This window comes from Azospirillum sp. A1-3 (assembly GCF_023806445.1).
In the GTDB taxonomy this organism is placed as follows: Bacteria; Pseudomonadota; Alphaproteobacteria; order Azospirillales; family Azospirillaceae; genus Azospirillum.
The window spans coordinates 158,789-179,512 of sequence record NZ_JAMSLU010000006.1; the positions used below are offsets into that span (position 1 = coordinate 158,789).

A 20,724-nucleotide genomic window follows, 5' to 3' on the forward strand; every position below is an offset into this window, starting at 1 on the left:
TTTGAAGCTCAAGTCAGGCGGCGTGCCGCCCACGGAATTCGGTCAGGTAGAACAGCAGGCCGATGGCCGGAAAGGCGAAGCCGATCCAGGTCACCGGCGCCCAGCCGCCGACGGCGAAGGCATAGCCGGCCAGCGCCGATCCCGCCGCCCCGCCCAGGAAGAAGATCGCCATATAGATGGCGTTCATCCGGCTGCGAGTCTCCGCCCCCAGCGAATAGATGGCGCGCTGCCCCAGCACCATGTTCATCTGCACGCCCATGTCGAGCAGAAGCCCGGCCAGCACCAACAGCGCGATCGACCCTTCGCCGGCCCGCGCCACGAAGAAGGACAAGGCCGCCATCGCCAGCGCGAAGCCGGTGGCCGGCCGGGTCCAGCCACGGTCGGCGATCCGCCCGGCGATCGGCGCCACCAGCGCGCCCGCCGCCCCCGACAGGGCGAACAGCGCGATGCCCCGCTGGCTGAGATGGAAGGGCGCCCCCATCAGCAGCAGCGGGACGGAGGTCCAGTAAAGGCTGAAGGACGCGAACATCATGGTCTGGTACACCGTCCGCCGCTGCAGCACCGGTGTCCGCACCAGGAGCCGCCCCAGCGAGCCGAGCAGCGCGCCATAGCTGGACTGCCCCCTCGGCCGCCGCTGCGGCAGCACCCGCCACAGCAGCACGGCGAAGCCGACCATCACCACCGCCGACAGGCCGAACACCGCCCGCCAGCCCAGGCTGTCGGCGATCAGGCTCGACACCGGCCGGGCCAGCAGGATGCCGAGCAGCAGCCCGCTCATCACATTGCCCACCACCTGCCCGCGCGAGGCCTCCGGCGCCATGTGGGCGGCCAGCGGCACCAGCATCTGCACGGCGACGGAGGTGACGCCGATCAGGAAGGCCGCCGTCAGGAACAGCGACGCGCTGGGGGCGACCGCCGCCACCAGCAGCGCCACCACCGTGCTGCACAGGGTGACCACCACCAGCCGACGGTTCTCCAGCAAATCGCCCAGCGGCACCAGCAGCACCAGCCCGGCGCCATAGCCGACCTGGGTCAGGGTGACGACGAGGCTGGCGGTCTCGGGCGACAGCCCGACCGCCGGTCCGATCAGCCCGACCAGCGGCTGGGCATAATAGATGTTGGCGACCACCACGCCGCAGGCCAGCGCCATCAGCAGCACCAGCGAGCGGGACAAGGCAGGGTGGGCGGCGTCTTCGTGGGCATCCGTGGTGTGCGGAACAGCGGTGGGCGGCATCGCGCGGTCCTGTAGGGTCGTGACTGCTTGGAACTGGCACAAAACAGCGCGCAGCCTAAGTCGGCACCTGCGGCCCGCGCATCGGTCAATTGCGCCGCCCGGCCATGCGCCGCTCACCCCACCTCCGCGCACACCGCATAGAGCCAGTCGCGGAACGGCCCGAAGCCGGCATCCTCGCGGCGGGAGGCGCGATAAACCAGATACCAGGACAGGACCATCGGCACCGCCAGCCCGAACGGCGTGGCGAGCCGCCCGGCGGCGATGTCGTCCAGGATGTAGAGCCGCGGCGCCAGCGCCACCCCGACGCCGTCGATGGCCGCCTGCAAGGTCATGGCATAGCTGCCGAAGGACAGCCCCCTTATTCCCGAAGACGCCGACGGCTCGGCCACCCCGGCGGCGGCCAGCCAGCGCGGCCAGTCCTCCCCCCAATGCGACACATGCAGCAGGGTGGCGCCGGCCAGATCCGCCGGCCTGCGCAACTTCGCCGCCAGCCGCGGCGCGCAGACCGGCTGCAGGCTGGACGAGAACAACCGCTCCGCCTCATAGCCCGGCCACTGGCCGTCGCCCAGCAGGACGGCGCAGGTCCAGTCGTCGTTCATCGGCGCTCCCGCCCCGCCGGTGGCGATGCGCACCTCGATCTCCGGATGGGCGAGATGAAAGCTCGACAGGCGCGGGATCAGCCAGCGCACCGCCACCGTCGCCCCCATCCCCACCGTCAGCACCGGCCCGGCCCGCATCGCCGACACCTGCTCCACCCGCCGGGCGATGCCGTCGAACGCCTCGGTCAAGGTCGGCTGCAGCGCCCGGCCGCGTTCGGTCAGCACCAGCGCGTTGGCCCGCCGGTCGAACAGGCCGAAGCCCAGCCGTTCCTCCAACAGCTTCACCATCCGGCTGATCGCGGCCTGCGAGACATGCAGCTCCGCCGCCGCCGCGGTGAAGCTGCCATGGCGGGCGGCAGCCTCGAACGCGCGCAGGCCGTTCAGCGAGGGCAGTCGGCGCATGCGTCCATCCTTACTTGACCCCGATTTGTACCCCGAGTTTTCCTGGGCCTCAGCATCGAACAATGCCGTTTGCGGCGCAACCGCGCGCGTGCGAGTTTTTCAGCCTGATCTCCGACATTTGGGCTGATTCATGCTGACGCTTCCGCTGATGGTGGGGCTTGGCCTCACCGTTCTCGTGACCTCGTTTCTGTCGGGCCTGTTCGGCATGGCCGGCGGCATGGTGCTGATGGGCCTGCTGCTGATTCTGCTGCCGGTGCCGTCGGCGATGCTGCTGCATGGCGTGACCCAGTTCGCCTCCAACGGCTGGCGGGCGTGGCTGTGGCGGCGCCATGTGGTCTGGCCGATCATCCTGCGCTTCGCGTTGGGCGGATCCGTGGCCGGCCTGCTGTTCGCCTTGGTCGGCGCCGTGCCGGACCGTGCGGTGTCGCTGCTGATTCTGGGACTGACCCCCTTCCTGGCACTCGCCATCCCCGCCCGCTGGGCGCTGAACGCGCAGAAGCCGCTGCATGGCGTGCTGGGCGGTTTCCTCTGCATGGGCATCCAGCTGCTTGCCGGAATCTCCGGCCCCTTGCTCGACGCCTTCTTCATCCGCAGCGCCATGACCCGCCAGAGCGTGGTCGCCACCAAGGCCGCCATCCAGTCGGTCGGCCATCTGGTCAAGATCGCTTACTTCGCCCCGCTGGTGGCCGGCCATGCCGGCGAGACGGTGGAAGCGACGGTGATTCTGATGTCGATCGCCATGGCCCTGCTCGGCACGAATCTCTCCCGCCGCGTCTTGGACCGCATGAGCGACGCCCAATTCCGCCTGTGGAGCCGATATCTGGTGATGGGAACCGCCAGCGTCTATCTCGGCCAGGGTCTGTTCCTGTTGGCAGCCCATTGAAAAACACATTTTAAATCAACCTATTACCCTATTCCTTCTTTCCCATCCTTACTCCCTGGGGGCCAGATCCCGCTCCATTGCTGCCGATGAGCCCGCCCATCCATCCTTACGGCTTGGGGGCGGGCTTCCTTACATCCTGGGGGCGGGTAAGCCCTTGAGACTCCTTACCCGCCCCAGAATCTGACTGGCAGCTCCGCAGAATCCCGTCATCCTTACCTCTCGGGGGCCTGGATCCGGTATTGGGTGCCCCCAAGCCGTAAGGATCGCGCTTGTCCACCGACCCCCGAACAGCAAAAATGCCTGAACGCCCCCAGGCAGTAAGGATAGAGCAGCTCCGATAACACCGCTCCGCAGACTCGAGTCGGTCCGATTCGCAACATGGAAGCCTCCCGACCGGCTTGTCCGGCTGAGATTCGCAGATGGGAAGCCTTGGCAGATCCGGCACTTAGCGGGCGCTAGCCTCTCCCTTTCCCTTTTAAGAGGATTCGTCGGCGCGAATCCCTAGGGGAGTCCGCGAGTCGCATCGAATCTTCCTTACAGGGTGGGGGAAACAGCCTTACCGGGTGGGGGCGAGTCGCACACCCCCCGGGGCGTAAGGGTTCCGCCCCCAGGGTGTAAGGATGATCGGGATTCTGCGGCGCGACCCTTTCCTTACTTGTTTTTGGGGTAAGGATTGATTTAGCCTCGCTCGATTTCGCGGGAGGACGGCGATGGCGGGTACGGGGCGCAGGAAGGCGCGCGGTGCGGTGACGGAGGAGTCCGTCCCGTCGGACGCGGCTGCGCCCATGGCGTCCGGTTCGGCAAAGGCCGCCCCGAATCTCGTCGTGCTGGGTCCGGAGGATCTGGCCGGCGGCGCGGTGATCGACGGCGACGGTGCTGCGGCCACCCTGCCGGCGGTCGGCACCGAATCCGCTGCCCCGGTCGCCGGCCTGACCGCCCGCGTCGCCAGCGCCACCTTCGAGCGCGACGGCTACAAGCATCTGATCAAGGCGGCGGAAGCGGTCTACAGCTATCCCGCCAACGGCACGCGCCTGTCGCTGCCGGCGCAGAAGATGCTGAACTTCATGATCCATCTGGCCGGCAGCCAGAACTTCGCCAACAAGCTCTACCGCCTGCCCAAGCGCGTGGTGCGCGGCAACCACAAGGGCAATGAGCGCATCTTCGACGCCCTGAAGGAGATTTTCGACTCCAGCCTTGTGGTCATCGGCCCCTTCCGCGGCCGCCGGTCGCGTGCCGAACTGCGCATCCTCTCCAGCTATGTCCGGCCGGAGGAGGAAGAGGACAGCGACGCCGCCGACATCCATTTCCAGTTCACCGACGCCTTCCTGGAAATCCAGCGCTCGTCGCAGCTTTGGGCCAAGCTGTCCGGTCCGGCGATGGTCAAGGTCACCAGCACCTACGCGCTGAAGCTCTACGAGATCGGCATGCAGCGCTACCAGATGGACTATCCGTCGCTGGAACTGGACATCGACACGCTGCGCAAGCTGATGAACGTGCCGGAGGGCGCCTACAAGGATTTCGGCATCCTGCGCACCCGCACCATCGACCGCGCCATCTCCGAGGTGAACCAGCTCGCCCCCTTCCGCGTCAGCATGCCGGAAGACAAGATGAAGCGGAAAGGCCGCAAGATCGAGGCGGTGACCCTCGATTTCGACGCCAAGGACGAGGAGGAGGCGGCCGAGACCTATCTGGAGCGCGAACGCCACAGCGCCGGCCGCCGTGCCCGCCGAATCGGCAAGGTCGACACCGTCGCCCCCGCCGATCCGGTGGAATCCGGCCTCGCCGATCTCGGCCCGCTGCCCGACGCCGACGACGTGACCGCCCTGTGGGCCGCCGTCCTGCACGCCCTGAAGGGCAAGGTCCCCGCCCCGCTGCTGGCCGAACTGGAGCCGGAACGGGTGGAGGAAGCCCCCCAGGGTGGCCGCCGCCTCGTCCTGAAGGCCAAGAACGCCGCCGTCGCCGACACCGCCCGCATGAACCACTGGCCGAGCCTGAAATCGGCCCTGTCCTCGCTCACCGCCGGGATGATCGAGGACGTGGCCTTCGAGGTCGCGGCCCGCAAGCCGAAGGCGGTGAAGGCAGCCTCCCCCGAGGCGTAAGGATTGGGGGGCCGCAGGAGACGCGGATTGCCGGTCATCTGTGACGCCGGCTCGCCGATCGCTGCCCCTATTCGGCCGCCGCCGGCGGACGGCCGGACCGGCGGGGGCGGTAGCGGGCGGCGAACAGCAGCGGGTCGCGGCTGAAGGCACGGCAGACGATGCCGAGCATCGCCGGCACGGCGGTTGCGCCGGTGCGCCAGTTCGACCAGGTGTTGACATGCACCCCCACCAGATCGGCCGCCTCCTGGTTCGACAAGTCATGGCGATCCTGCCAGGCGATCAGTTCGGGCTGGCCGAAGGGGCGTTGCTGTTCGGCCAGCAGGGCGAGGTGCATGCTGTCGATGGCCAGATCCTCGTCGCCGTTCCACTCCACCGTGGTGGCGTCGATCAGGCGGGCGGAGGCGAAGACGGCGGGATCGCGCAGCTGGTGGAAATAGGGATGTCCGGACTCCAGCCAGCCGGTCAGGTCGACGCGGTCGGCGCGGCCGTCATCCCAGGTCAGCGCCAGGACGGCACCGGCGGCCGGCGCGACCGCGGCGAGCCGCGGGACCTTGCGGGGGCCTTGCGGCAGGACGGGCGGGATCATGGGCGCGCCTCCTTTCAGGCGAAGGGGATGTTGGGGTTCCAGGCGTTCCATTCGCTCACCAGCCGGTCCTTGTTGGCGGCGGCCCAGGTCTGGACCTCCTTGCGGATGGCGGTGGGCAGGTCGCCGGCGATGACCTCGAAGGTCTCGATCGAGACCAGCGCCTCGAAATCGGTATCCTTGACGTGGAAATGCGGGGGAAGGTGGTCGTTGCCGAAGATCCGGATGGTCGCCTTTCCGATTGTCGCCAGCTTACCCATCGTGCCCTCGTCGCTGATGAGTAAACCTACCCCAAATATTGGGTGTGTAAAACACAATATTTGTGTGAGACTGCAAAGAGCGGTAATTGGTCGCGCACGGGAATCGCTTGAAGACATTCATGTCTTTCCATGAATGAGAGCGCCGAGGTAATCGGTTGACCAAGCAGCCATTTTCCGACGCACCTTGAGGGAATTTCGATCCTGGGGGGCTTTGAGGAGGTTGATGGCCATCCGTTTGACCAGGGCCATATTCCTAGGGCCAAAGCGGCTGCGGACGCGGGCGTGATCGTCGCCGAACACCACGTCGAGCACCCAGTGCAGAGCGTTCTCGATGCCCCAGTGCCCGCGCACCACGGCACCGAATGCGGCGGCGTCGAGCGGGCGCGAACTGAGGTAATAGCGCCGCGACTGGCTGAGGGCGCCGTTGCACTCGACGCTGGCTTCAATCAGCGCCACCGCCGCCAACTGCGGCCAATCATGCCGGCCCTTCAGCCATGCCACATCGTGCAGCACGTAATGACGGCGCACTTCGATGCGCCCGTGGTCGCCGTCGGTGGTCTGCGCCACCACCAGTCCGAAGTCGCCGTGTAGCCGGCGCTCCTCGAAAGCACGCCGCACGCTGGCGTGCAGGCCACGCTGGTTGGCCTTGAGCGCCAGCACATAGTCTGCACCTTGTCCGACGATCTGCTCGGCCAACTCGCGCTGACAGCCGATGGCGTCGATGGTCACCAGACAGCCAGGCAGAGCCACCCGTTCGAGCAGGCGCGGCAACGCGGTGATCTCGTTCGATTTGTCGGCCACCGCTTCCTGCGCCAGAACCAGACGCTGCCGACTGGCCCAAGCCGAGACCACATGCAGCGGGCGCGCTCCGGTGCGCCGGCTGCCCGAGCGCCGCATGGTCTTGCCATCCAGCGCGACGATCTCCGGGGCGCCGCCACACACCTCATCCACCCAAGCGGCGAAACACTCTTCGAACAGATCGGCGTCGAGCGCGTTGATCACGTCGTTGAGCGTGTCATGGCTGGGAACCCCGCGGGTGAACGGTGCGAAGCCGCGCAGAAAGCCGAGATGCTGACGTCCCCAGGCAGCCATCTCGACGAAATCGTCACAGCCGCTCAACGTGCCGCACAGCACCACCAGCAATACCTCGCGCAACGGATACACCACTTTGCACGCTTGGCGAGGGTCCTCCAGACCGCTCAGATGCCACAGAACTCCACGAACCGCTTCTTCTCCCTCCATCCAAACCTCCCTCCATGCGGAGGTTCCTATGAATCACAACCGCGTCACCACGGGAATCCTACAAGCGATTTCTTCAAGCGATTGCCCTGATTGGTCGCGCGGTGCATGCAGATTTTGCAAAAACGCGCCATAAGAGACAATTTTCCTATACCCTCTCCGCAACCCCATCCCTTCATCCTGCGGAGCGACGCCATGGCCCTCGACACCCGTACCCTGACCGACGACCACTTCCCCCTCTGGGCCGAAGAACCGCCGGTCCCGTCCGAAGGCTCGCTGGTCCCCGGCTCGCAATTCCATGAGGAGCAGTGGATCATGGCCGCCGGCATGCTGGCGCGCGGCAGCAGCTTCCTCTATGTCGCCCGCGCCATGGGGTGCAGCCGCACCACCCTGTGGCGGGCCTATTACGGATCCAAGGATTTCCGTCATAGGGTCTGGTGGGAACGGCAGGCGCTGAACCGCGAGGCCGACCTGCGCCTGTCGTCGCTGCGCAGTCTGGTTGTCGAGCAGATCGAACGGCTGGTCTCTTCCGGCGATCCGTCCACTGTCCGCTGGCTGGCCGACCGGCTCGGCATCCTCGACGGGCTCGGGGCCCAACCGGCTCAACGACCGGCGCAACAGCCGCAAACCCGGCAGCCGGTAGACGTCGTTCCTCCGCAGCCGTCCCTACCCGAAGATCCGTCCGCCGAGACCGTCCCCGAACTGGACGATGACGACAGCATCCCCGGCGCCATCCGTGAGCGCACCCCGCCCGATCCGCGCGCCGTCGCCGCCATCCTCGCCCGCCCGGAATCGACCGGGCCGAAGGGCGTCTATCCCTGGACCCTCAATCCCGACGATCCCTATCCCAATCTCGGCTCGGTGCAGGAACGTCGGGGCGGAAAGGCCGCCTTCGGCCGTCTGTAGGACGGGCGGCCCCGCCGGGATGAAACAGTCGCCGGAAAACGTTCCACGCTGTTCCACCCCCCAAGCGGTAAGGATCGGCGGAGAGCCCCCGCCGATCCCATCACTCTCAGCCCTGCTTGGCCTTCAGCGCCGCCAGACGGTCGGACAGGCTGGTCGGCGCGGTCTTGCCCGACGCGGCGGCCAGGGCGGCGGCGATGTTGGGGTCTTCCTTCTCCGGGGCCGAAGGGCGCAGCAGCTTGGCCTTGGCGTTGGCGGCCTCGGCGGCGGCCAGATCCTTGGCGGCGGTGTCCTGCATCGCCTTCAGCGCGACGGTCAGGCCACTGGTGGCGCCGGCGAGGCCGGCGGCCTGACGGGCTGCTTCGGCCTGGCGCTCGGCCATGGCGCGCTGCTGGTCGGCGCGGCCCATGTCGCGCTGGGCGCGGGTCAGGTCGGCACGGGCGGCCTTCAGCTTGGCGCCGGCCTCGGCATAGTTCTTTTCCAGCATCTCCAGGAACTCGCGCGCCTCGACCGCGTCGCGGACCTCGCGGTCGATGTCGGGAGCCATCTCCTCCAGCATGGCGACGATGGTCTCCAGGCTCTTTTCCAGGCCGGCCTTGCGCGACGGGTCGGTCTCGGCGTCGATCTGGCGCTGCAGATGCTCGGCGGCGGCCATGCGCTGGGCCGACAAGGCCTTGATCTCGTCGGCCTCGCGCTGCTCGCGGTCATGGATGGCGCGGGCTTCCGCCACCTGCCGGCCCAGCCCGTCGAGATGCTGCTCCATGGTCCGCAGCTCCGCCTCGGTCGCGGACTTCGGATCCCAGCGCACCAGCGCCTCCATGGCGCCCTGGACGGCCTGGTCGGTCTTGACACCCATAAGGTTGCGGATGAAGGCAAGCATGGCTGATTCCTGTCGAAGGAGGGTTGTTGGAGGCGCCCGCAAGAAAGCGCTGACGCTTCGCCTGCACAGATGGGGAGGGGACGATCCCGGAACCAGACCCCCATCCTTACCTCTCGGGGGCAGTTTTTATCCCGCCCCTATTACCCGGCCATGGCGGCGGCGTTGATCAACGCCACCCCCAGCTGGACGCCGACCAGCGCCGCGGCCGATGCGACGTTGCCCGATTCGATCTGGCCGCGCAGGTCGCGGATCAGCAGGGTCGCCACGGCGAAGGCGACCAGCTGGAGGATCAGCGCCACCACACCCCACAACAGGATGTCCAGCACGAAGGTGCTGGTCGCCAGCGTCGCCGCCAGCGGAATGGCCAGCGCCACGATGGACCCCGCCAGCGTCAGGCCGCCGGCGGCATTGCCTTCCGCAACCAGCCTGCGCTCGTCGAAGGGGGTGATGCGGGTGTAGACGGCGACGCCCGCCACCAGCAGCGCCAGCGTGACGGCGAGCTGGACCAGCAGCACCGGAAGGCCGGTGCCGAGCGCGGTCAGGATGGAACCGAAGGTGCTTTCCATGGGGCCGGCACTCTTGTCGTGTGGGTTAGGACAGGGAGAGGGAGGCGGGATTCACGTCGATGCCGGCGGAGATCTCGACCGAGGCGCGGCCGGACCGCTCCACCGCTTCCACCAGGATATATTCGGTGGCGGGCGCCGGGGACGCGGCGCCGGTGGCGGCACCGTACAGCATCGACTGGCTGACCACTGTCTCCGCCCCGCGCAGGGTCTGGCGCGCCTCGCTGAGGGTGAAGGGCTGGATGCGGCTGGCGCCCGGCTGCCAGACGCGGGGATAGAGCTTGCCGTCCTTGGTCTGGAACTCCGGCCAGCCGATCATCCCCTCCGCATCGTCCAGCCAGAATCCCCACTCGCCCTCGTCGGACGGGGTGACGCTGTCGATGGGGGTGAAATAGCGGCACTCGTCCGGCTGTCCGTCGGGGCCGAGGTGGATCTGGAAGAAGCCGCCGCCCGGCAGATGCAGGCGATAGACGGTCGCCGGGCCGGAGGTGACGGTGCCGACCGCCTCGATCGACACCAGCCGGTCGGTGCCGGTGTCCGGCGCCTTGACCTTGGTGGCGCTCTCCGCCAGCAGGAAGGGGGTGGGGTCGATGGTGACGGTCATGCCCAGCCGGAACAGCGACGGGCTGTAGGCCTTGCCGCTGAGCTTCTGGTTCACATAGTTGCCGAGCGTTCCGAACAGGGGCACGTCCGATCCTCCCTTGGAAACGGGACCGTTGGAAACTGGCCCCGATTTTGGTGGCGACTCCATCCGGCGCCGCGCCCGCCACAGCAGGAACAGCACCGCGACGCCGAGCAGCAGCAGACCCCACCACCAGAAGCCGTGCCCGCCGGATCCGCCACCGACGTCGCCTGGGGCCTGCGCCGCGCTGGCGCTGTCGACCGAACTGGCGGAGTCGGCGCGGGCCAGATCCGCCGGCACGTCGGGCGGCAGCTGTCCCGCCTCGCGCGGGGTTCCGGCCTGGGCGGCCATCGACTGGTCGAGCTGGTCCAGCTTGCCGCGCAGCTCCGCATTGTCGCGGGCCAGCCGGTCGGCCTCCTGCCGCCACTCGCGATAGCCGGGGTCGTCGGCATTGTTGTGGAAGAAGGCGGCATGGCCCGGCCGGGTCAGCGTGTCGAGCATGAACCACAGGAACAGCCCGTCCCAGATGCCGAAACGGCGCGGCGCGCTGTAGGTGTAGGGCGGCGGACTCCAGCCGTAACCGCCATAGGGATTGGCCGGCGCCGGCCGGGTGGACGGGGTGCGGTAGGAGGATCCGCCCGATCCCCATCCCCATCCCCATCCCGACCCGCTCGAGCCGTTGCTGCGGCCCTGGGTGGAGGCGGCGGGCGGCGGAGCGCTTGGCTGGGCCGGCGGCGTGCGGTCGGCGTCCTGCTTGGTCCGGTAGCGGTTCAGCGCGTCGGCCGAGCCCTGCTGGCTGAAGGCCTTGTCACCTGCCGACGTCGGCGGGGCGGCGACCGACGGGGCGCTGTTGCCCGGCCGGGCATAGCCGCCGCTGGAACTGGAGGAACCGCCGGAAAACCAGCCGCCGCCGCTTCCGGTGGAGGGCGTGCGCGGGGCGGAGGGGCGGGTGTAGCCGCCGCCGATGGACGGGGTGCGCGACGGCCGCGAATAGCCGCCCGACGACCGGCTGCTGGAGCCGGCACGGGCTTCGGCCTCCGCCGGCGCCAGGGTGATGGCTGCTGCGGTGGTGGCTATGGCGAGCGGAGTGGGGGCCGCGGGAGCAGTGAGGATTGCGCCGACGGGGACCGACAGCGGCTGCACCGTCATCAGAAGGGCGACGGCGGCGGCGCGCCACCGCTCCGTCCAGCGGTCCTGACGCCGGGTGGGCCTTTGGGGCTTCTCGGTTTGCGTCATCTTCCTCTCGCGCGTCATCTGGAGCCGGTTCAACCGGCCCTTCCGGCGATTCGTTGCGCGAGCGTAGGCAGATACGCCGCCGCGCTCAAGGATAACCGTCGCGGCCGGCTCTTATGTCGCCTGTCAGGAGACGGCGGTCACCGTCCGCTTGCCCCGTTCCGGTTCCGGCTGCGACGGGCGCAGGGTCGGCGGGCCGCCAGCGGCGGTGACGAGACGGTCGCTCGCGGCCTCCAGCCGCTCTTCCAGGTCGCGCATCGCCTCGGCGCGCGGTGTTCCGGGCATGATCGGCGGCAGGAATTCCACCACCACCGTGCCGGGATACTTCAGGAAGCTGTGGCGCGGCCAATAGAGTCCGGCGTTCAGCGCCATCGGCACGATGGGAATGCCCAGGCTATCGTAAAGCACGCCGACGCCGATGCGGTAGGGCCGGTAGGTGCCGGGGGCGACGCGGGTGCCCTGCGGGAAGATCACGATCGGGCGACCCTCGTCCCGCACCGGGCGGGAGTTGCGGATCAGCGACTTGATCGCCGCCCCGCCGGCGCCACGGTCGACCGGGATCATCTTCGCCTTGGCGGCGTACCAGCCCCAGATCGGGATCCACATCAGCTCGCGCTTCAGGATGATCGCCGGGTCCTTCACCAGCAGGTGGAGCTTCATCGTCTCCCACGCCGACTGGTGCTTGGCCGCCAGCAGGAAGGGGCCGTCGGGCAGGTTCTCGCGCCCGCGCACCTCGTAGCGGATGCCGACGAGCGTGCGCTCCAGCCAGCCGACCGTGCGCAGATACCATTTCACCACCGCGACCATCTGCGGACGCGGCAACAGCAGCATCCACAGCAGGGCGAAGCACATCAGCGCGGTCCAGAGATGGAACGCGATGTTGAAGGCGAGGGACCGGATCCAGATCATGGCCGGCAACTTGTCAGGTCTTCGCCGACTTCTCAAGTATTCCGCGTGGCCAGAGAGGGGACAGGGGGCATCGCGGCAGGTTGCGGGGCGGGGTGGACTCCGCCCCCGGCCGGGTGCATTGTCCCCGGCGTGGAGGGGTTGACGAGCTGTGGTGGGACCGTGATTCGTTTCGAGAATGTCGGCTTGCGGTACGGCACCGAGGCGGAGGTGCTGCGCGACATCAGCTTTACCCTTCAGCCTGGATCCTTCCATTTCCTGACCGGCGCCAGCGGGGCGGGCAAATCGTCGCTGCTGAAGCTGATGTATCTCGCTCACCGGCCGTCGCGCGGGCTGGTCACCCTGTTCGGCCGCGACATGGCGATGGTGACCCGCCGCGACCTGCCGGAACTGCGTCGCCAGATCGGCGTGGTGTTCCAGGATTTCGCGCTGCTCGACCATCTGTCGGCACTGGACAATGTGGCGCTGCCCTTGCGCATGGCCGGTACGCCGGAGGCCGACGTGGTCGCCCATTGCAGCGAGATCCTGCGCTGGGTCGGGCTGGGCAACCACCTGCACGCCAAGCCGTCGACCCTGTCGGGCGGGCAAAAGCAGCGGGTCGCCATCGCCCGGTCGGTCATCAACCGGCCGCGGCTGCTGCTGGCCGACGAACCCACGGGCAACGTCGACGACGGCATCGGCATGCGGCTGCTCTACCTGTTCGAGGAACTGTACAAGCTGGGGACCACCGTGGTGATCGCCACCCACAACGAGGCGCTGATCCGCCGTTTCGACCATCCGCACCTGCATCTCGACAGCGGCCGGCTGATGGTCGTGCCCTCGCGCGGCAGTCGGGTCCAAGAGGGCCGGGCGCATGAGGGCCGGGCGCAGGATGCGCGCGCCAATGACGTGCGGCCCAATGATGCGCGGTGGGAGTAGGGGAATGGCGCTTCGTCCTGTGCGACCCCGGTCCGATCTGCCGCTGGCGGTCGATCCCTCCTCGCGCTTTCTCGGCTGGATCACCGCGCTGATGGCGTTCCTTGCCGCTCTGGCGCTGGCCGGCGCCATGCTGGTTTCGGACATGGCGCAACGCTGGGACAGCGGGCTGGCCGGCGGGCTGACCGTGCAGGTGGCGCCGATGCCGGGCGCTCCCGTGGCGCCGCTGGACGAGCGGGCCGAGGCGGCGCTGACCGTGCTGCGCTCCACCCCCGGGATCGGATCGGCGACCCTTCTGAGCGGCGGCGAGATCGCCCGGCTGCTGGAGCCCTGGTTGGGGTCGGGGGCTTCGGACCCGCTGCTGCCGATGCCGCGGATGATCGACGTCGTCGCCGACGGACCGGTCGACATCGCGGGCCTGCGCCTGCGCCTGACCTCCGCCGCGCCGGGGGCGACGCTGGACGACCATGCGGTATGGCTGGCCGACCTGCGCTCCTTCGCCGGGGCGATCCGGCTGGCGGCGCTGGGCGTGGTGCTGATGATCGGCGCCGCGGCGGTGATGACCGTGGTCTTCGCGGTGCGCACCGGTCTTGCCATCCATCGGCCGGTGGTGGAGCTGCTGCATCTGATGGGCGCCACCGACCGCTATGTCTCCCGCCAGTTCGAGCGTCACGTGGTGTCCTTGAGCCTGCGTGGCGGCGGGATCGGTCTGCTGCTGGCCGGCGGTACCATGTATGGGCTGCACCGCGCCTCTCAAGGATTGCGGGCCAGCCTGCTGCCGGATTTGGTGCTGGAGCCCTGGCAATGGGTGGTTCTGCTGCTGGTCCCGGCGGCGCTGGCCCTGCTGGCGCTGGCGACCGCGCGCTGGACCGTGCTGCGCACGCTGGAGTCGATGCCGTGATGGGGTCGCGATGAGCCTCACCCACCGGCAGCGCGGCAGCGGAGTGATGGCGCGGGCGGTCGGTCATCTGTTGACCGGCGCGTTGGTGCTGGCGGTCGCCTGGCTGGCCGGGCTGTTCTGGTATGCCGCCGACGTGCCGCGCTCGCCCCCCGCCGGCGCCGATGCCCAACGGCGGACCGACGCCATCGTCGTGTTGACCGGCGGCAGCAACCGGCTGGTCACCGGGCTGGAGCTGCTGGCTGCCGGGCGGGCGAAGAAGCTGTTCGTGTCCGGCGTCTATGACGGGGTGGAGGTGCAGGAACTGCTGAAGCTCTCCCGTCATTCCCCGACCGAGATGGAATGCTGCATCACATTGGGCTATTCCGCCGACAGCACCATCGGCAACGCCTATGAGACGGCGGACTGGATGCGCGACCAGGGATTCCGGTCGCTACGGCTGGTGACGGCCAACTATCACATGCGCCGCAGCATGCTGGAACTGGCGATGGCGATGCCCGACGTGGAACTGGTCCCCCATCCCGTCGTCGCTCCCACCGTCCATCTGGACGATTGGTGGATGTGGCCCGGCACCGCGAACCTGCTGGTCAACGAATACAACAAACTGCTGGTGGTGAGCCTGCGCTGGATGGTCCGCAGTGTGGTCCGGGTTTGACCAAGGAATTCGGAGCGGCGCGCCGCAAAAGCGAATGAGAATGACTTGCAATTAGGAGCCAGCAGAGGTAGGGTCCGGTTCAGGGTTCACGCCCGGACATCGCCGACCGCAACGTCCGTCCAGCAAGAAAGACACGCCATGCACGACAGCGCCGTCTCCGCTCCGGCTTCCTTCATCGCCGCATCCCTGCCGGTGGTCGAATCCGCCCGCCTGATGTCGGGCAGCCGCGAGATCGTGATCCAGCACGCCGGGCAGAGCTACCGCCTGCGCGTGACCCGCGCCAACAAGCTGATCCTGACCAAATAAAAGACCTTCAACGAACCTTCCGGGAAGACGTCACCGAGAATGGGCGCCGGCCAATTGGTCCGGCGCCCATTTTCTTTTTTCTGATGACGTCTCACGCCCGGCCTTGTACCTCATAGCCGGCATCCTCAATGGCTTGGCGGATGGCGGTTTCTTCGGCGTTGCCTTCGACGGCAACCTGGCCGGCCTTCAAGTCGACCAGCGCGCGGTCCACGGCGGGAACGGCTTCCACGGCCTTGGTCACGGTCTGGGCGCAGTGGCCGCAGGTCATTCCGGAAACCTTCAATGTCAGCATGGGTCTTCTCCCTCGACGGTGTGACGATGCTCGATAGGAACAGGCTGCCCCTTCCAGCGATTGGAAGGTCAAGCGGCATTCCATTGGCCCGCTCAACCGCCGCCCATTGGGATCGTCTCGTGTCGCCGCTCCTGTCTATAAATAGAGACCATATCTCGAAAATGAGACTTTTTTGCCGCGTGCAGTCTCTAGTCTGAGACATTAAGCCCGGCCGGCGGTTTAGTGTGCAGTGCAAAAAGTCAGCGGTGTCAAAGGTTTCGCTTGCGACGACCATGCTCCCTGCCAGTGGCATGACCTTTGCTCATATCGATGCATGCACCCGTAGCCGGGTCCACCACGAGAGGCTGCGCCGGCTGTCTCAGCCGCAATGCCCGGAACCGACATCCAAGACGTCGGCCATCCGAAAAGAACCACCGAGGGAGCATCGTCCAAATGAGTTTCCTGATCTGCTTGGGAGCGCTCGCGTTCCTCATGCTGGTCGCCTACCGGGGCTTCAGCGTCATCCTCTTCGCGCCGGTGGCGGCGCTGGCGGCGGTGCTGCTGACCGACCCGTCCGCCGTGCCGCCGGTCTTCACCGGCCTGTTCATGGACAAGATGGTCGGCTTCGTGAAGCTGTACTTCCCGGTCTTCCTGTTGGGCGCGGTGTTCGGCAAGGTGATCGAGCTGTCCGGCTTCTCCAAGTCGATCGTCTCGGCCGTCATCAAGCTGGTCGGGCGCGAGCGGGCGGTGACCTCCATCGTCCTGGTCTGCCTGCTGCTGACCTATGGCGGCGTGTCGCTGTTCGTCGTGGTCTTCGCCGTCTATCCGTTCGCGGCGGAGATGTTCCGGCAGGGCGACATCCCCAAGCGCCTGATCCCCGGCGTGATCGCGCTGGGCGCCTTCACCGTCACGATGGACGCGCTGCCGGGCACGCCGCAAATCCAGAACATCATTCCCACCACCTTCTTCAAGACCGACGCCTATGCCGCCCCCTGGCTGGGCCTGATCGGCTCGGTCTTCATCCTGACGCTGGGCCTGCTCTATCTGGAATGGCGGGTGCGCTCTGCCATCGCGCGCGGCGAGGGTTATGGCAGCGGCCACACCAACGAGCCGGAGCCGGTGGCCTCCGAACTGCTGCCGAATCCGATCCTGGCGCTGTCGCCGCTGGTCGCCGTCGGCGTGCTGAACAAGCTGTTCACCATGGCGATCCCCAGCGTGTACGGTGCCACCAGCGAGGTGGCGCTGACCCCCGGCGCCAAGCCGCTGGTGACGCAGGTTTCCGCCGTCGCCGGCATCTGGGCGGTGGAAGGGGCGCTGCTCTGCGGCATCCTGCTGGTGCTGGCCTTCGCCTGGAAGCCGGTGTCCCAGCGCTTCGCCGAGGGCACGAAGGCCGCGATCGGCGGGTCGCTGCTGGCCTCGATGAACACGGCGTCGGAATACGGCTTCGGCGCGGTGATCGCAGCGCTGCCAGGCTTCCTGGTGATCCGCGACGCGCTGTCCGCCATCCCCAACCCGCTGGTGAACGAGGCGGTGACGGTCACCGCGCTGGCGGGCATCACAGGGTCGGCGTCCGGCGGCATGAGCATCGCGCTGGCGGCCATGGCCGACCAGTTCATCACCGCCGCCAATGCCGCCGGCATCCCGATGGAGGTGCTGCACCGCGTCGCCTCGATGGCCAGCGGCGGCATGGACACCTTGCCGCACAATGGTGCCGTCATCACCTTGCTGGGCGTCACCGGGCTGACGCACCGGCAGTCCTATGGCGACATCTTCGCCGTCACCTGCATCAAGACGCTGGCGGTCTTCTTCGTGATCGCCGTCTACTACCTGACCGGGATCGTCTGACGATGAACAAGCTCATTTCCCTGGAAGAGGCCGTCGCGCGCATTCCCGACGGCGCTTCCCTGCTGATCGGCGGCTTCATGGCCGTCGGTGGCCCTAACCGGCTGGTGGACGAACTGATCCGCCAGGGCAAGCGCGACCTGACCATCATCGCCAACGACACCGCCCGACCCAACAACGGCCTGGGCAAGCTGGTGGTGGAGAAGCTCGTGCGCCGTGTCGTCACCAGCCACATCGGCCTGAACCCTGAGACGCAGAAGCAGATGATCGCCGGCGACATCGAGGTGGAACTGGTGCCGCAGGGCACGCTGGCCGAGCGTATCCGCGCCGGCGGCGTCGGGCTGGGCGGCGTCCTGACCCCCACCGGCGTCGGCACCACGGTGGAGGAGGGCAAGCGCAAGGTCGAGATCGACGGCGTCACCTATCTGCTGGAAATGCCGATCAAGGCCGACTTCGCGCTGGTCGCCGCCAAGCAGGCCGACCACTACGGCAACCTGACCTACGCGCTGACCGCGCGCAACTTCAACCCGCTGATGGCGATGGCCGGCGCCACCGTCATCGCCGAGGCCGAGGACATCCTGCCCGTCGGTTGCATCCCGCCCGACGCGGTGATGACGCCGTCGGTCCTGGTCGACCACATCGTCACCTCCAAGCCGCGCTGATCGGGGAGTATCGAGCCATGGATGAAAAGACCCTGATCGCCAAGCGCGTCGCGCTGGAACTGAAGGACGGCGACCTCGTCAACCTGGGTATCGGCCTACCGACCCTGGTCGCCCGCTATGTCCCCGTCGGACGCCACGTGTTCTTCCAGTCGGAGAACGGGATCGTCGGCATGTCCGGCCCGATCACCGGCGCGGAGAACCACGACCTGACCGACGCCGGCGGCTCGCCCATCTCGGCCCTGCCGGGGGCGGCGTCCTTCGACAGCGCCCTCTCCTTCGGGCTGATCCGCGGCGGCCATCTGGACGTCACCGTGCTGGGCGGCCTGCAGGTGGACCGCGAGGGGCGGCTCGCCAACTGGATGGTGCCTGGCAAGATGGTGCCGGGCATGGGCGGGGCGATGGATCTGGTCACCGGCGCCCGCCGGGTGATCGTCGCGATGCAGCACAGCGCCAAGGGTGAGGCGAAAATCGTCGAACGCTGCGCCCTGCCGCTGACCTCGGTCCGTCGGGTCGACCTCGTGGTGACCGACCTCGCCGTCATCGAGCCGACCGACGTCGGGCTCGTCTTGAAGGAAACCGCCCCCGGTGTCACGGTGGAGCAGGTGATCGCCAACACCGGGTGCGAGTTGATCGTCGCCCCGGACCTCCGTTCCATGCCGATCGAAGGATAAAGAAGAATGACCAATCTGAAGGGGAAGGCCGCGCTCGTTACTGGGTCCACCAGCGGGATCGGCCTTGGGATCGCACGGCAGCTTGCGGGGCAGGGTGCCGACCTGATGCTGAACGGCTTCGGCGATGCCGGCTACATCGCCGAGCTGTGCCGGTCGCTGTCGACGGAATTCGGTGTGCGCGTCGCCCACAACGGCGCCGACATGTCCAGGCCCGCGGAGATCGAGGCGATGGTCGCCGCCACCGAGGCGGCCTATGGCCGGCTGGACGTGCTGGTCAACAATGCCGGCATCCAGCATGTGGCGCCGGTCGACGCCTTCCCGGTGGAACGCTGGGACGCGGTGATCGCCATCAACCTGTCGGCCGTTTTCCACGGCACCCGAGCCGCGTTGCCGGGCATGAAGGCGCGCGGCTGGGGCCGGGTCATCAACATCGCGTCGGTGCACGGGCTGGTGGCGTCGGTCAACAAGTCGGCCTATGTCGCCGCCAAACATGGCGTGATCGGCCTGACCAAGGTAACGGCGCTGGAACTGGCGGAGACCAACATCACCTGCAACGCCATCTGCCCGGGCTGGGTGCTGACGCCGCTGGTGCAGAAACAGATCGACGCGCTGGCTGCCTCGCGCAACCTGTCGGTGGAGGAGGCCGGGCGCGAGCTGCTGAGCGAGAAGCAGCCGTCCAAATCCTTCGTCACGCCGGAACAGCTGGGCGAATTGGCAGTGTTCCTGTGCTCGGAGGCTGCCGGCAACATGCGCGGTGCGGCCCTGACGATGGATGGCGGCTGGACCGCCCAATAAGACGGTCGGCGCAACACATTGGGGGCGGGTCGAAAGGCCTGTCCCCAAGAGGACCGGCTTTTTTTCAGGTGTCAGCTGTCGCTGGTGACCGGGACGATGTCGAAGGGGGTTGCGATGAAGGGGCGGCCCTGGCCATGACCGGCACGCGCATGGCCGCGTTCGGTCGCCGCCTGCCTGAAATAGCCGACCACGAACACGCGCAAGGCGTTGGCAAGCGACACGCCGGCCTGGGAAGAGCGACGACCCTGCTGCTCCATGCGATCACGGACGTCGTAGCAGAGTTCGTCCACCGTCAGATCCTCCCGACGGCAAATTTCTTCGAGCCCTTCCCAATAGGACGGCTCCAATCTGATTGCAACATCGCGCCCGGACAATTTGAGCGTGCGGGAAGTCAGTGAAGCGACGCCCGTAGATTGATCGACGCGAGATTTCCTGTTCCCTTCGCTCGACATGCTCTTAAGCCCTCGTGCTACCCGTGCGATTGCCCCCAACGCATGCACACTATAACGCGACCACAACCGGTTTTGGGAACAAAACTTTAGGCAGGTAAGGATTCCCCCTAGGGAACCCGTTCGGGGTCACCGGCCATGTCCTTAAGCAATGCCAGATCGTTGATGACGATAAACCCTTTGGCATATGTCACCACTCCGGCCTTTCGTAGGGCGCCGAGGCACTTGTTCACCATTTCACGGGTGACGCCCAACATGTTGGCCAGCGCTTCCTGCGACAGCGGCAGGGTCAGCCGCAGGCCGGTCGGAGTCTGTTGGCCGTAGCTGTCCGACAGCAGCAGCAGCCGGCGGGCAAGCCGGCGCGGCACGTCGTGGAAGACCGCGTCCTCGATGTTCTCCGATACCCAGCGCAGCCGGTCGCACAGCACGATCATCATGCGGGTGCACAGGCGCGGGTGGCGCTCCAGGAAGGGGATGAAGTCGGAGCGGTCGATCCGGTAAAGCTCGACCGGCCGCAGGGCGATCGCGGCGGCCGTGCGTTCCCGTCCGTCGATCAGGCCGATCTCGCCCAAGACATCGCCGGCTTCCAGGATGTTCAGCAGCATCGTCTTGCCGTCCGCCGAGGAGGTGCGGATGGCGATCTGCCCCTTCAACACGGCGAACAGGCTGTCGCCGGGGTCCCCCTTGTCGAAGATGATCTGGTCGGCATCGAAGCGGGCGATACGGCCCAGCGTCAGCATTTCCGCCATCTGCTCGGCATCGAGTTCCCCGAGCAGCCGGTTGCGCCTCAGCACCGCCGCAACATCCATCGGCGCGTTCATCCGTCCGTCCAGGCACAGTTTCGCACCGGGCTG

At 67.5% G+C, this 20,724-nt stretch carries 23 protein-coding genes; 11 read left to right on the plus strand and 12 right to left on the minus strand.

What is annotated here, in order from left to right; genetic code table 11:
* Nucleotides 1-13: 13 nt before the first annotated feature.
* Both M5E06_RS28495 and M5E06_RS28500 read right to left on the minus strand, forming a co-directional pair.
* On the minus strand, nt 14-1,234 hold the full coding sequence (locus tag M5E06_RS28495; RefSeq protein WP_252141137.1) for an MFS transporter: 1,221 nt from the start codon (nt 1,232-1,234) through the stop codon (nt 14-16).
* A 113-nt stretch (nt 1,235-1,347) separates the two neighbouring features.
* Nucleotides 1,348-2,235 carry a LysR substrate-binding domain-containing protein gene (locus M5E06_RS28500; protein WP_252141138.1) on the minus strand — a complete coding sequence of 296 codons (888 nt, stop codon included), beginning with the start codon at nt 2,233-2,235 and terminating at the stop codon, nt 1,348-1,350.
* A 130-nt stretch (nt 2,236-2,365) separates the two neighbouring features.
* Here M5E06_RS28500 and M5E06_RS28505 point away from each other — a divergent pair, with 130 nt between their 5' ends.
* Entirely contained in the window at nt 2,366-3,118 is a 753-nt protein-coding gene (locus M5E06_RS28505; RefSeq protein WP_252141139.1) for a sulfite exporter TauE/SafE family protein, read from the plus strand.
* A 710-nt stretch (nt 3,119-3,828) separates the two neighbouring features.
* Complete coding sequence (locus M5E06_RS28510) at nt 3,829-5,217, plus strand: replication initiation protein (RefSeq protein WP_252141140.1); 1,389 nt, start codon at nt 3,829-3,831, stop codon at nt 5,215-5,217.
* A 67-nt stretch (nt 5,218-5,284) separates the two neighbouring features.
* On the opposite strand, the gene M5E06_RS28515 is transcribed toward M5E06_RS28510, so the two are convergent.
* The 3 genes from M5E06_RS28515 to M5E06_RS28525 all read right to left on the minus strand — a co-directional run bounded on the left by M5E06_RS28515 (nt 5,285) and on the right by M5E06_RS28525 (nt 7,302).
* Nucleotides 5,285-5,803 carry a DUF2442 domain-containing protein gene (locus M5E06_RS28515; RefSeq protein WP_252141141.1) on the minus strand — a complete coding sequence of 173 codons (519 nt, stop codon included), beginning with the start codon at nt 5,801-5,803 and terminating at the stop codon, nt 5,285-5,287.
* A 14-nt stretch (nt 5,804-5,817) separates the two neighbouring features.
* Nucleotides 5,818-6,060, minus strand: coding sequence for a DUF4160 domain-containing protein (locus M5E06_RS28520; protein ID WP_252141142.1), 243 nt, complete (start codon nt 6,058-6,060; stop codon nt 5,818-5,820).
* A 117-nt stretch (nt 6,061-6,177) separates the two neighbouring features.
* The gene (locus M5E06_RS28525) at nt 6,178-7,302 is read right to left on the minus strand and encodes an ISAs1 family transposase (protein WP_252138221.1); all 1,125 of its coding nucleotides are present in this window, start codon (nt 7,300-7,302) and stop codon (nt 6,178-6,180) included.
* Nucleotides 7,303-7,494: 192 nt separating this feature from the next.
* Here M5E06_RS28525 and M5E06_RS28530 point away from each other — a divergent pair, with 192 nt between their 5' ends.
* Complete coding sequence (locus tag M5E06_RS28530; protein WP_252141143.1) at nt 7,495-8,205, plus strand: YwdI family protein; 711 nt, start codon at nt 7,495-7,497, stop codon at nt 8,203-8,205.
* Nucleotides 8,206-8,311: 106 nt separating this feature from the next.
* On the opposite strand, the gene M5E06_RS28535 is transcribed toward M5E06_RS28530, so the two are convergent.
* The 4 genes from M5E06_RS28535 to M5E06_RS28550 all read right to left on the minus strand — a co-directional run bounded on the left by M5E06_RS28535 (nt 8,312) and on the right by M5E06_RS28550 (nt 12,409).
* Nucleotides 8,312-9,082, minus strand: a complete 771-nt coding sequence (locus M5E06_RS28535; protein WP_252141144.1) for a hypothetical protein — start codon at nt 9,080-9,082, stop codon at nt 8,312-8,314.
* A 140-nt stretch (nt 9,083-9,222) separates the two neighbouring features.
* The gene (locus M5E06_RS28540; protein ID WP_109150540.1) at nt 9,223-9,648 is read right to left on the minus strand and encodes a DUF350 domain-containing protein; all 426 of its coding nucleotides are present in this window, start codon (nt 9,646-9,648) and stop codon (nt 9,223-9,225) included.
* 25 nt (nt 9,649-9,673) lie between these two features.
* Entirely contained in the window at nt 9,674-11,503 is a 1,830-nt protein-coding gene (locus tag M5E06_RS28545) for a DUF2491 family protein (protein ID WP_252141145.1), read from the minus strand.
* 123 nt (nt 11,504-11,626) lie between these two features.
* Nucleotides 11,627-12,409, minus strand: a complete 783-nt coding sequence (locus tag M5E06_RS28550; protein WP_252141146.1) for a lysophospholipid acyltransferase family protein — start codon at nt 12,407-12,409, stop codon at nt 11,627-11,629.
* Between the two features lie 159 nt (nt 12,410-12,568).
* Between M5E06_RS28550 and ftsE the strand changes: the two genes are divergently transcribed.
* From ftsE to hemP, 4 genes are all read left to right on the plus strand, one after another.
* Complete coding sequence (gene ftsE, locus M5E06_RS28555) at nt 12,569-13,324, plus strand: cell division ATP-binding protein FtsE (protein ID WP_252141147.1); 756 nt, start codon at nt 12,569-12,571, stop codon at nt 13,322-13,324.
* 4 nt (nt 13,325-13,328) lie between these two features.
* On the plus strand, nt 13,329-14,222 hold the full coding sequence (locus M5E06_RS28560; RefSeq protein WP_252141148.1) for a cell division protein FtsX: 894 nt from the start codon (nt 13,329-13,331) through the stop codon (nt 14,220-14,222).
* Nucleotides 14,223-14,232: 10 nt separating this feature from the next.
* On the plus strand, nt 14,233-14,874 hold the full coding sequence (locus tag M5E06_RS28565) for a YdcF family protein (protein WP_252141149.1): 642 nt from the start codon (nt 14,233-14,235) through the stop codon (nt 14,872-14,874).
* A gap of 138 nt (nt 14,875-15,012) precedes the next feature.
* Nucleotides 15,013-15,180: a hemin uptake protein HemP gene (gene hemP / locus M5E06_RS28570; RefSeq protein WP_085091948.1), complete on the plus strand. Its 168-nt coding sequence runs from the start codon at nt 15,013-15,015 to the stop codon at nt 15,178-15,180.
* Nucleotides 15,181-15,271: 91 nt separating this feature from the next.
* On the opposite strand, the gene M5E06_RS28575 is transcribed toward hemP, so the two are convergent.
* Nucleotides 15,272-15,472 (minus strand): heavy-metal-associated domain-containing protein, encoded by a 201-nt coding sequence (locus M5E06_RS28575; protein ID WP_109150534.1) that lies wholly within the window; start codon nt 15,470-15,472, stop codon nt 15,272-15,274.
* 432 nt (nt 15,473-15,904) lie between these two features.
* Between M5E06_RS28575 and M5E06_RS28580 the strand changes: the two genes are divergently transcribed.
* The 4 genes from M5E06_RS28580 to M5E06_RS28595 are packed head-to-tail and all read left to right on the plus strand — an operon-like array spanning nt 15,905 to nt 19,421.
* A complete protein-coding gene (locus M5E06_RS28580) occupies nt 15,905-17,296 on the plus strand; it encodes a GntP family permease (RefSeq protein ID WP_252141150.1) in 1,392 nt (463 codons plus the stop codon).
* A 2-nt stretch (nt 17,297-17,298) separates the two neighbouring features.
* A complete protein-coding gene (locus tag M5E06_RS28585) occupies nt 17,299-17,955 on the plus strand; it encodes a CoA transferase subunit A (protein ID WP_109150532.1) in 657 nt (218 codons plus the stop codon).
* Nucleotides 17,956-17,972: 17 nt separating this feature from the next.
* A complete protein-coding gene (locus M5E06_RS28590) occupies nt 17,973-18,626 on the plus strand; it encodes a 3-oxoacid CoA-transferase subunit B (RefSeq protein ID WP_109150531.1) in 654 nt (217 codons plus the stop codon).
* A gap of 6 nt (nt 18,627-18,632) precedes the next feature.
* Nucleotides 18,633-19,421, plus strand: a complete 789-nt coding sequence (locus M5E06_RS28595) for a 3-hydroxybutyrate dehydrogenase (protein WP_252141151.1) — start codon at nt 18,633-18,635, stop codon at nt 19,419-19,421.
* A 71-nt stretch (nt 19,422-19,492) separates the two neighbouring features.
* Here the strand turns inward: M5E06_RS28595 and M5E06_RS28600 are convergent, their stop codons facing one another.
* Both M5E06_RS28600 and M5E06_RS28605 read right to left on the minus strand, forming a co-directional pair.
* Nucleotides 19,493-19,873 carry a ribbon-helix-helix domain-containing protein gene (locus M5E06_RS28600; protein WP_252141152.1) on the minus strand — a complete coding sequence of 127 codons (381 nt, stop codon included), beginning with the start codon at nt 19,871-19,873 and terminating at the stop codon, nt 19,493-19,495.
* A gap of 107 nt (nt 19,874-19,980) precedes the next feature.
* Entirely contained in the window at nt 19,981-20,691 is a 711-nt protein-coding gene (locus M5E06_RS28605) for a Crp/Fnr family transcriptional regulator (protein WP_109150528.1), read from the minus strand.
* Nucleotides 20,692-20,724: the final 33 nt, after the last annotated feature.

Bases quoted from the DNA above. Each gene is read 5' to 3' on its own strand.
- M5E06_RS28495 (WP_252141137.1), bottom strand. From the start codon at position 1,234: ATGCCGCCCACCGCTGTTCCGCACACCACGGATGCCCACGAAGACGCC.
- M5E06_RS28500 (WP_252141138.1), bottom strand. From the start codon at position 2,235: ATGCGCCGACTGCCCTCGCTGAACGGCCTGCGCGCGTTCGAGGCTGCC.
- M5E06_RS28505 (WP_252141139.1), top strand. From the start codon at position 2,366: ATGCTGACGCTTCCGCTGATGGTGGGGCTTGGCCTCACCGTTCTCGTG.
- M5E06_RS28510 (WP_252141140.1), top strand. From the start codon at position 3,829: ATGGCGGGTACGGGGCGCAGGAAGGCGCGCGGTGCGGTGACGGAGGAG.
- M5E06_RS28515 (WP_252141141.1), bottom strand. From the start codon at position 5,803: ATGATCCCGCCCGTCCTGCCGCAAGGCCCCCGCAAGGTCCCGCGGCTC.
- M5E06_RS28520 (WP_252141142.1), bottom strand. From the start codon at position 6,060: ATGGGTAAGCTGGCGACAATCGGAAAGGCGACCATCCGGATCTTCGGC.
- M5E06_RS28525 (WP_252138221.1), bottom strand. From the start codon at position 7,302: ATGGAGGGAGAAGAAGCGGTTCGTGGAGTTCTGTGGCATCTGAGCGGT.
- M5E06_RS28530 (WP_252141143.1), top strand. From the start codon at position 7,495: ATGGCCCTCGACACCCGTACCCTGACCGACGACCACTTCCCCCTCTGG.
- M5E06_RS28535 (WP_252141144.1), bottom strand. From the start codon at position 9,082: ATGCTTGCCTTCATCCGCAACCTTATGGGTGTCAAGACCGACCAGGCC.
- M5E06_RS28540 (WP_109150540.1), bottom strand. From the start codon at position 9,648: ATGGAAAGCACCTTCGGTTCCATCCTGACCGCGCTCGGCACCGGCCTT.
- M5E06_RS28545 (WP_252141145.1), bottom strand. From the start codon at position 11,503: ATGACGCAAACCGAGAAGCCCCAAAGGCCCACCCGGCGTCAGGACCGC.
- M5E06_RS28550 (WP_252141146.1), bottom strand. From the start codon at position 12,409: ATGATCTGGATCCGGTCCCTCGCCTTCAACATCGCGTTCCATCTCTGG.
- M5E06_RS28560 (WP_252141148.1), top strand. From the start codon at position 13,329: ATGGCGCTTCGTCCTGTGCGACCCCGGTCCGATCTGCCGCTGGCGGTC.
- M5E06_RS28565 (WP_252141149.1), top strand. From the start codon at position 14,233: ATGAGCCTCACCCACCGGCAGCGCGGCAGCGGAGTGATGGCGCGGGCG.
- hemP (WP_085091948.1), top strand. From the start codon at position 15,013: ATGCACGACAGCGCCGTCTCCGCTCCGGCTTCCTTCATCGCCGCATCC.
- M5E06_RS28575 (WP_109150534.1), bottom strand. From the start codon at position 15,472: ATGCTGACATTGAAGGTTTCCGGAATGACCTGCGGCCACTGCGCCCAG.
- M5E06_RS28580 (WP_252141150.1), top strand. From the start codon at position 15,905: ATGAGTTTCCTGATCTGCTTGGGAGCGCTCGCGTTCCTCATGCTGGTC.
- M5E06_RS28585 (WP_109150532.1), top strand. From the start codon at position 17,299: ATGAACAAGCTCATTTCCCTGGAAGAGGCCGTCGCGCGCATTCCCGAC.
- M5E06_RS28590 (WP_109150531.1), top strand. From the start codon at position 17,973: ATGGATGAAAAGACCCTGATCGCCAAGCGCGTCGCGCTGGAACTGAAG.
- M5E06_RS28595 (WP_252141151.1), top strand. From the start codon at position 18,633: ATGACCAATCTGAAGGGGAAGGCCGCGCTCGTTACTGGGTCCACCAGC.
- M5E06_RS28600 (WP_252141152.1), bottom strand. From the start codon at position 19,873: ATGTCGAGCGAAGGGAACAGGAAATCTCGCGTCGATCAATCTACGGGC.
- M5E06_RS28605 (WP_109150528.1), bottom strand. From the start codon at position 20,691: ATGAACGCGCCGATGGATGTTGCGGCGGTGCTGAGGCGCAACCGGCTG.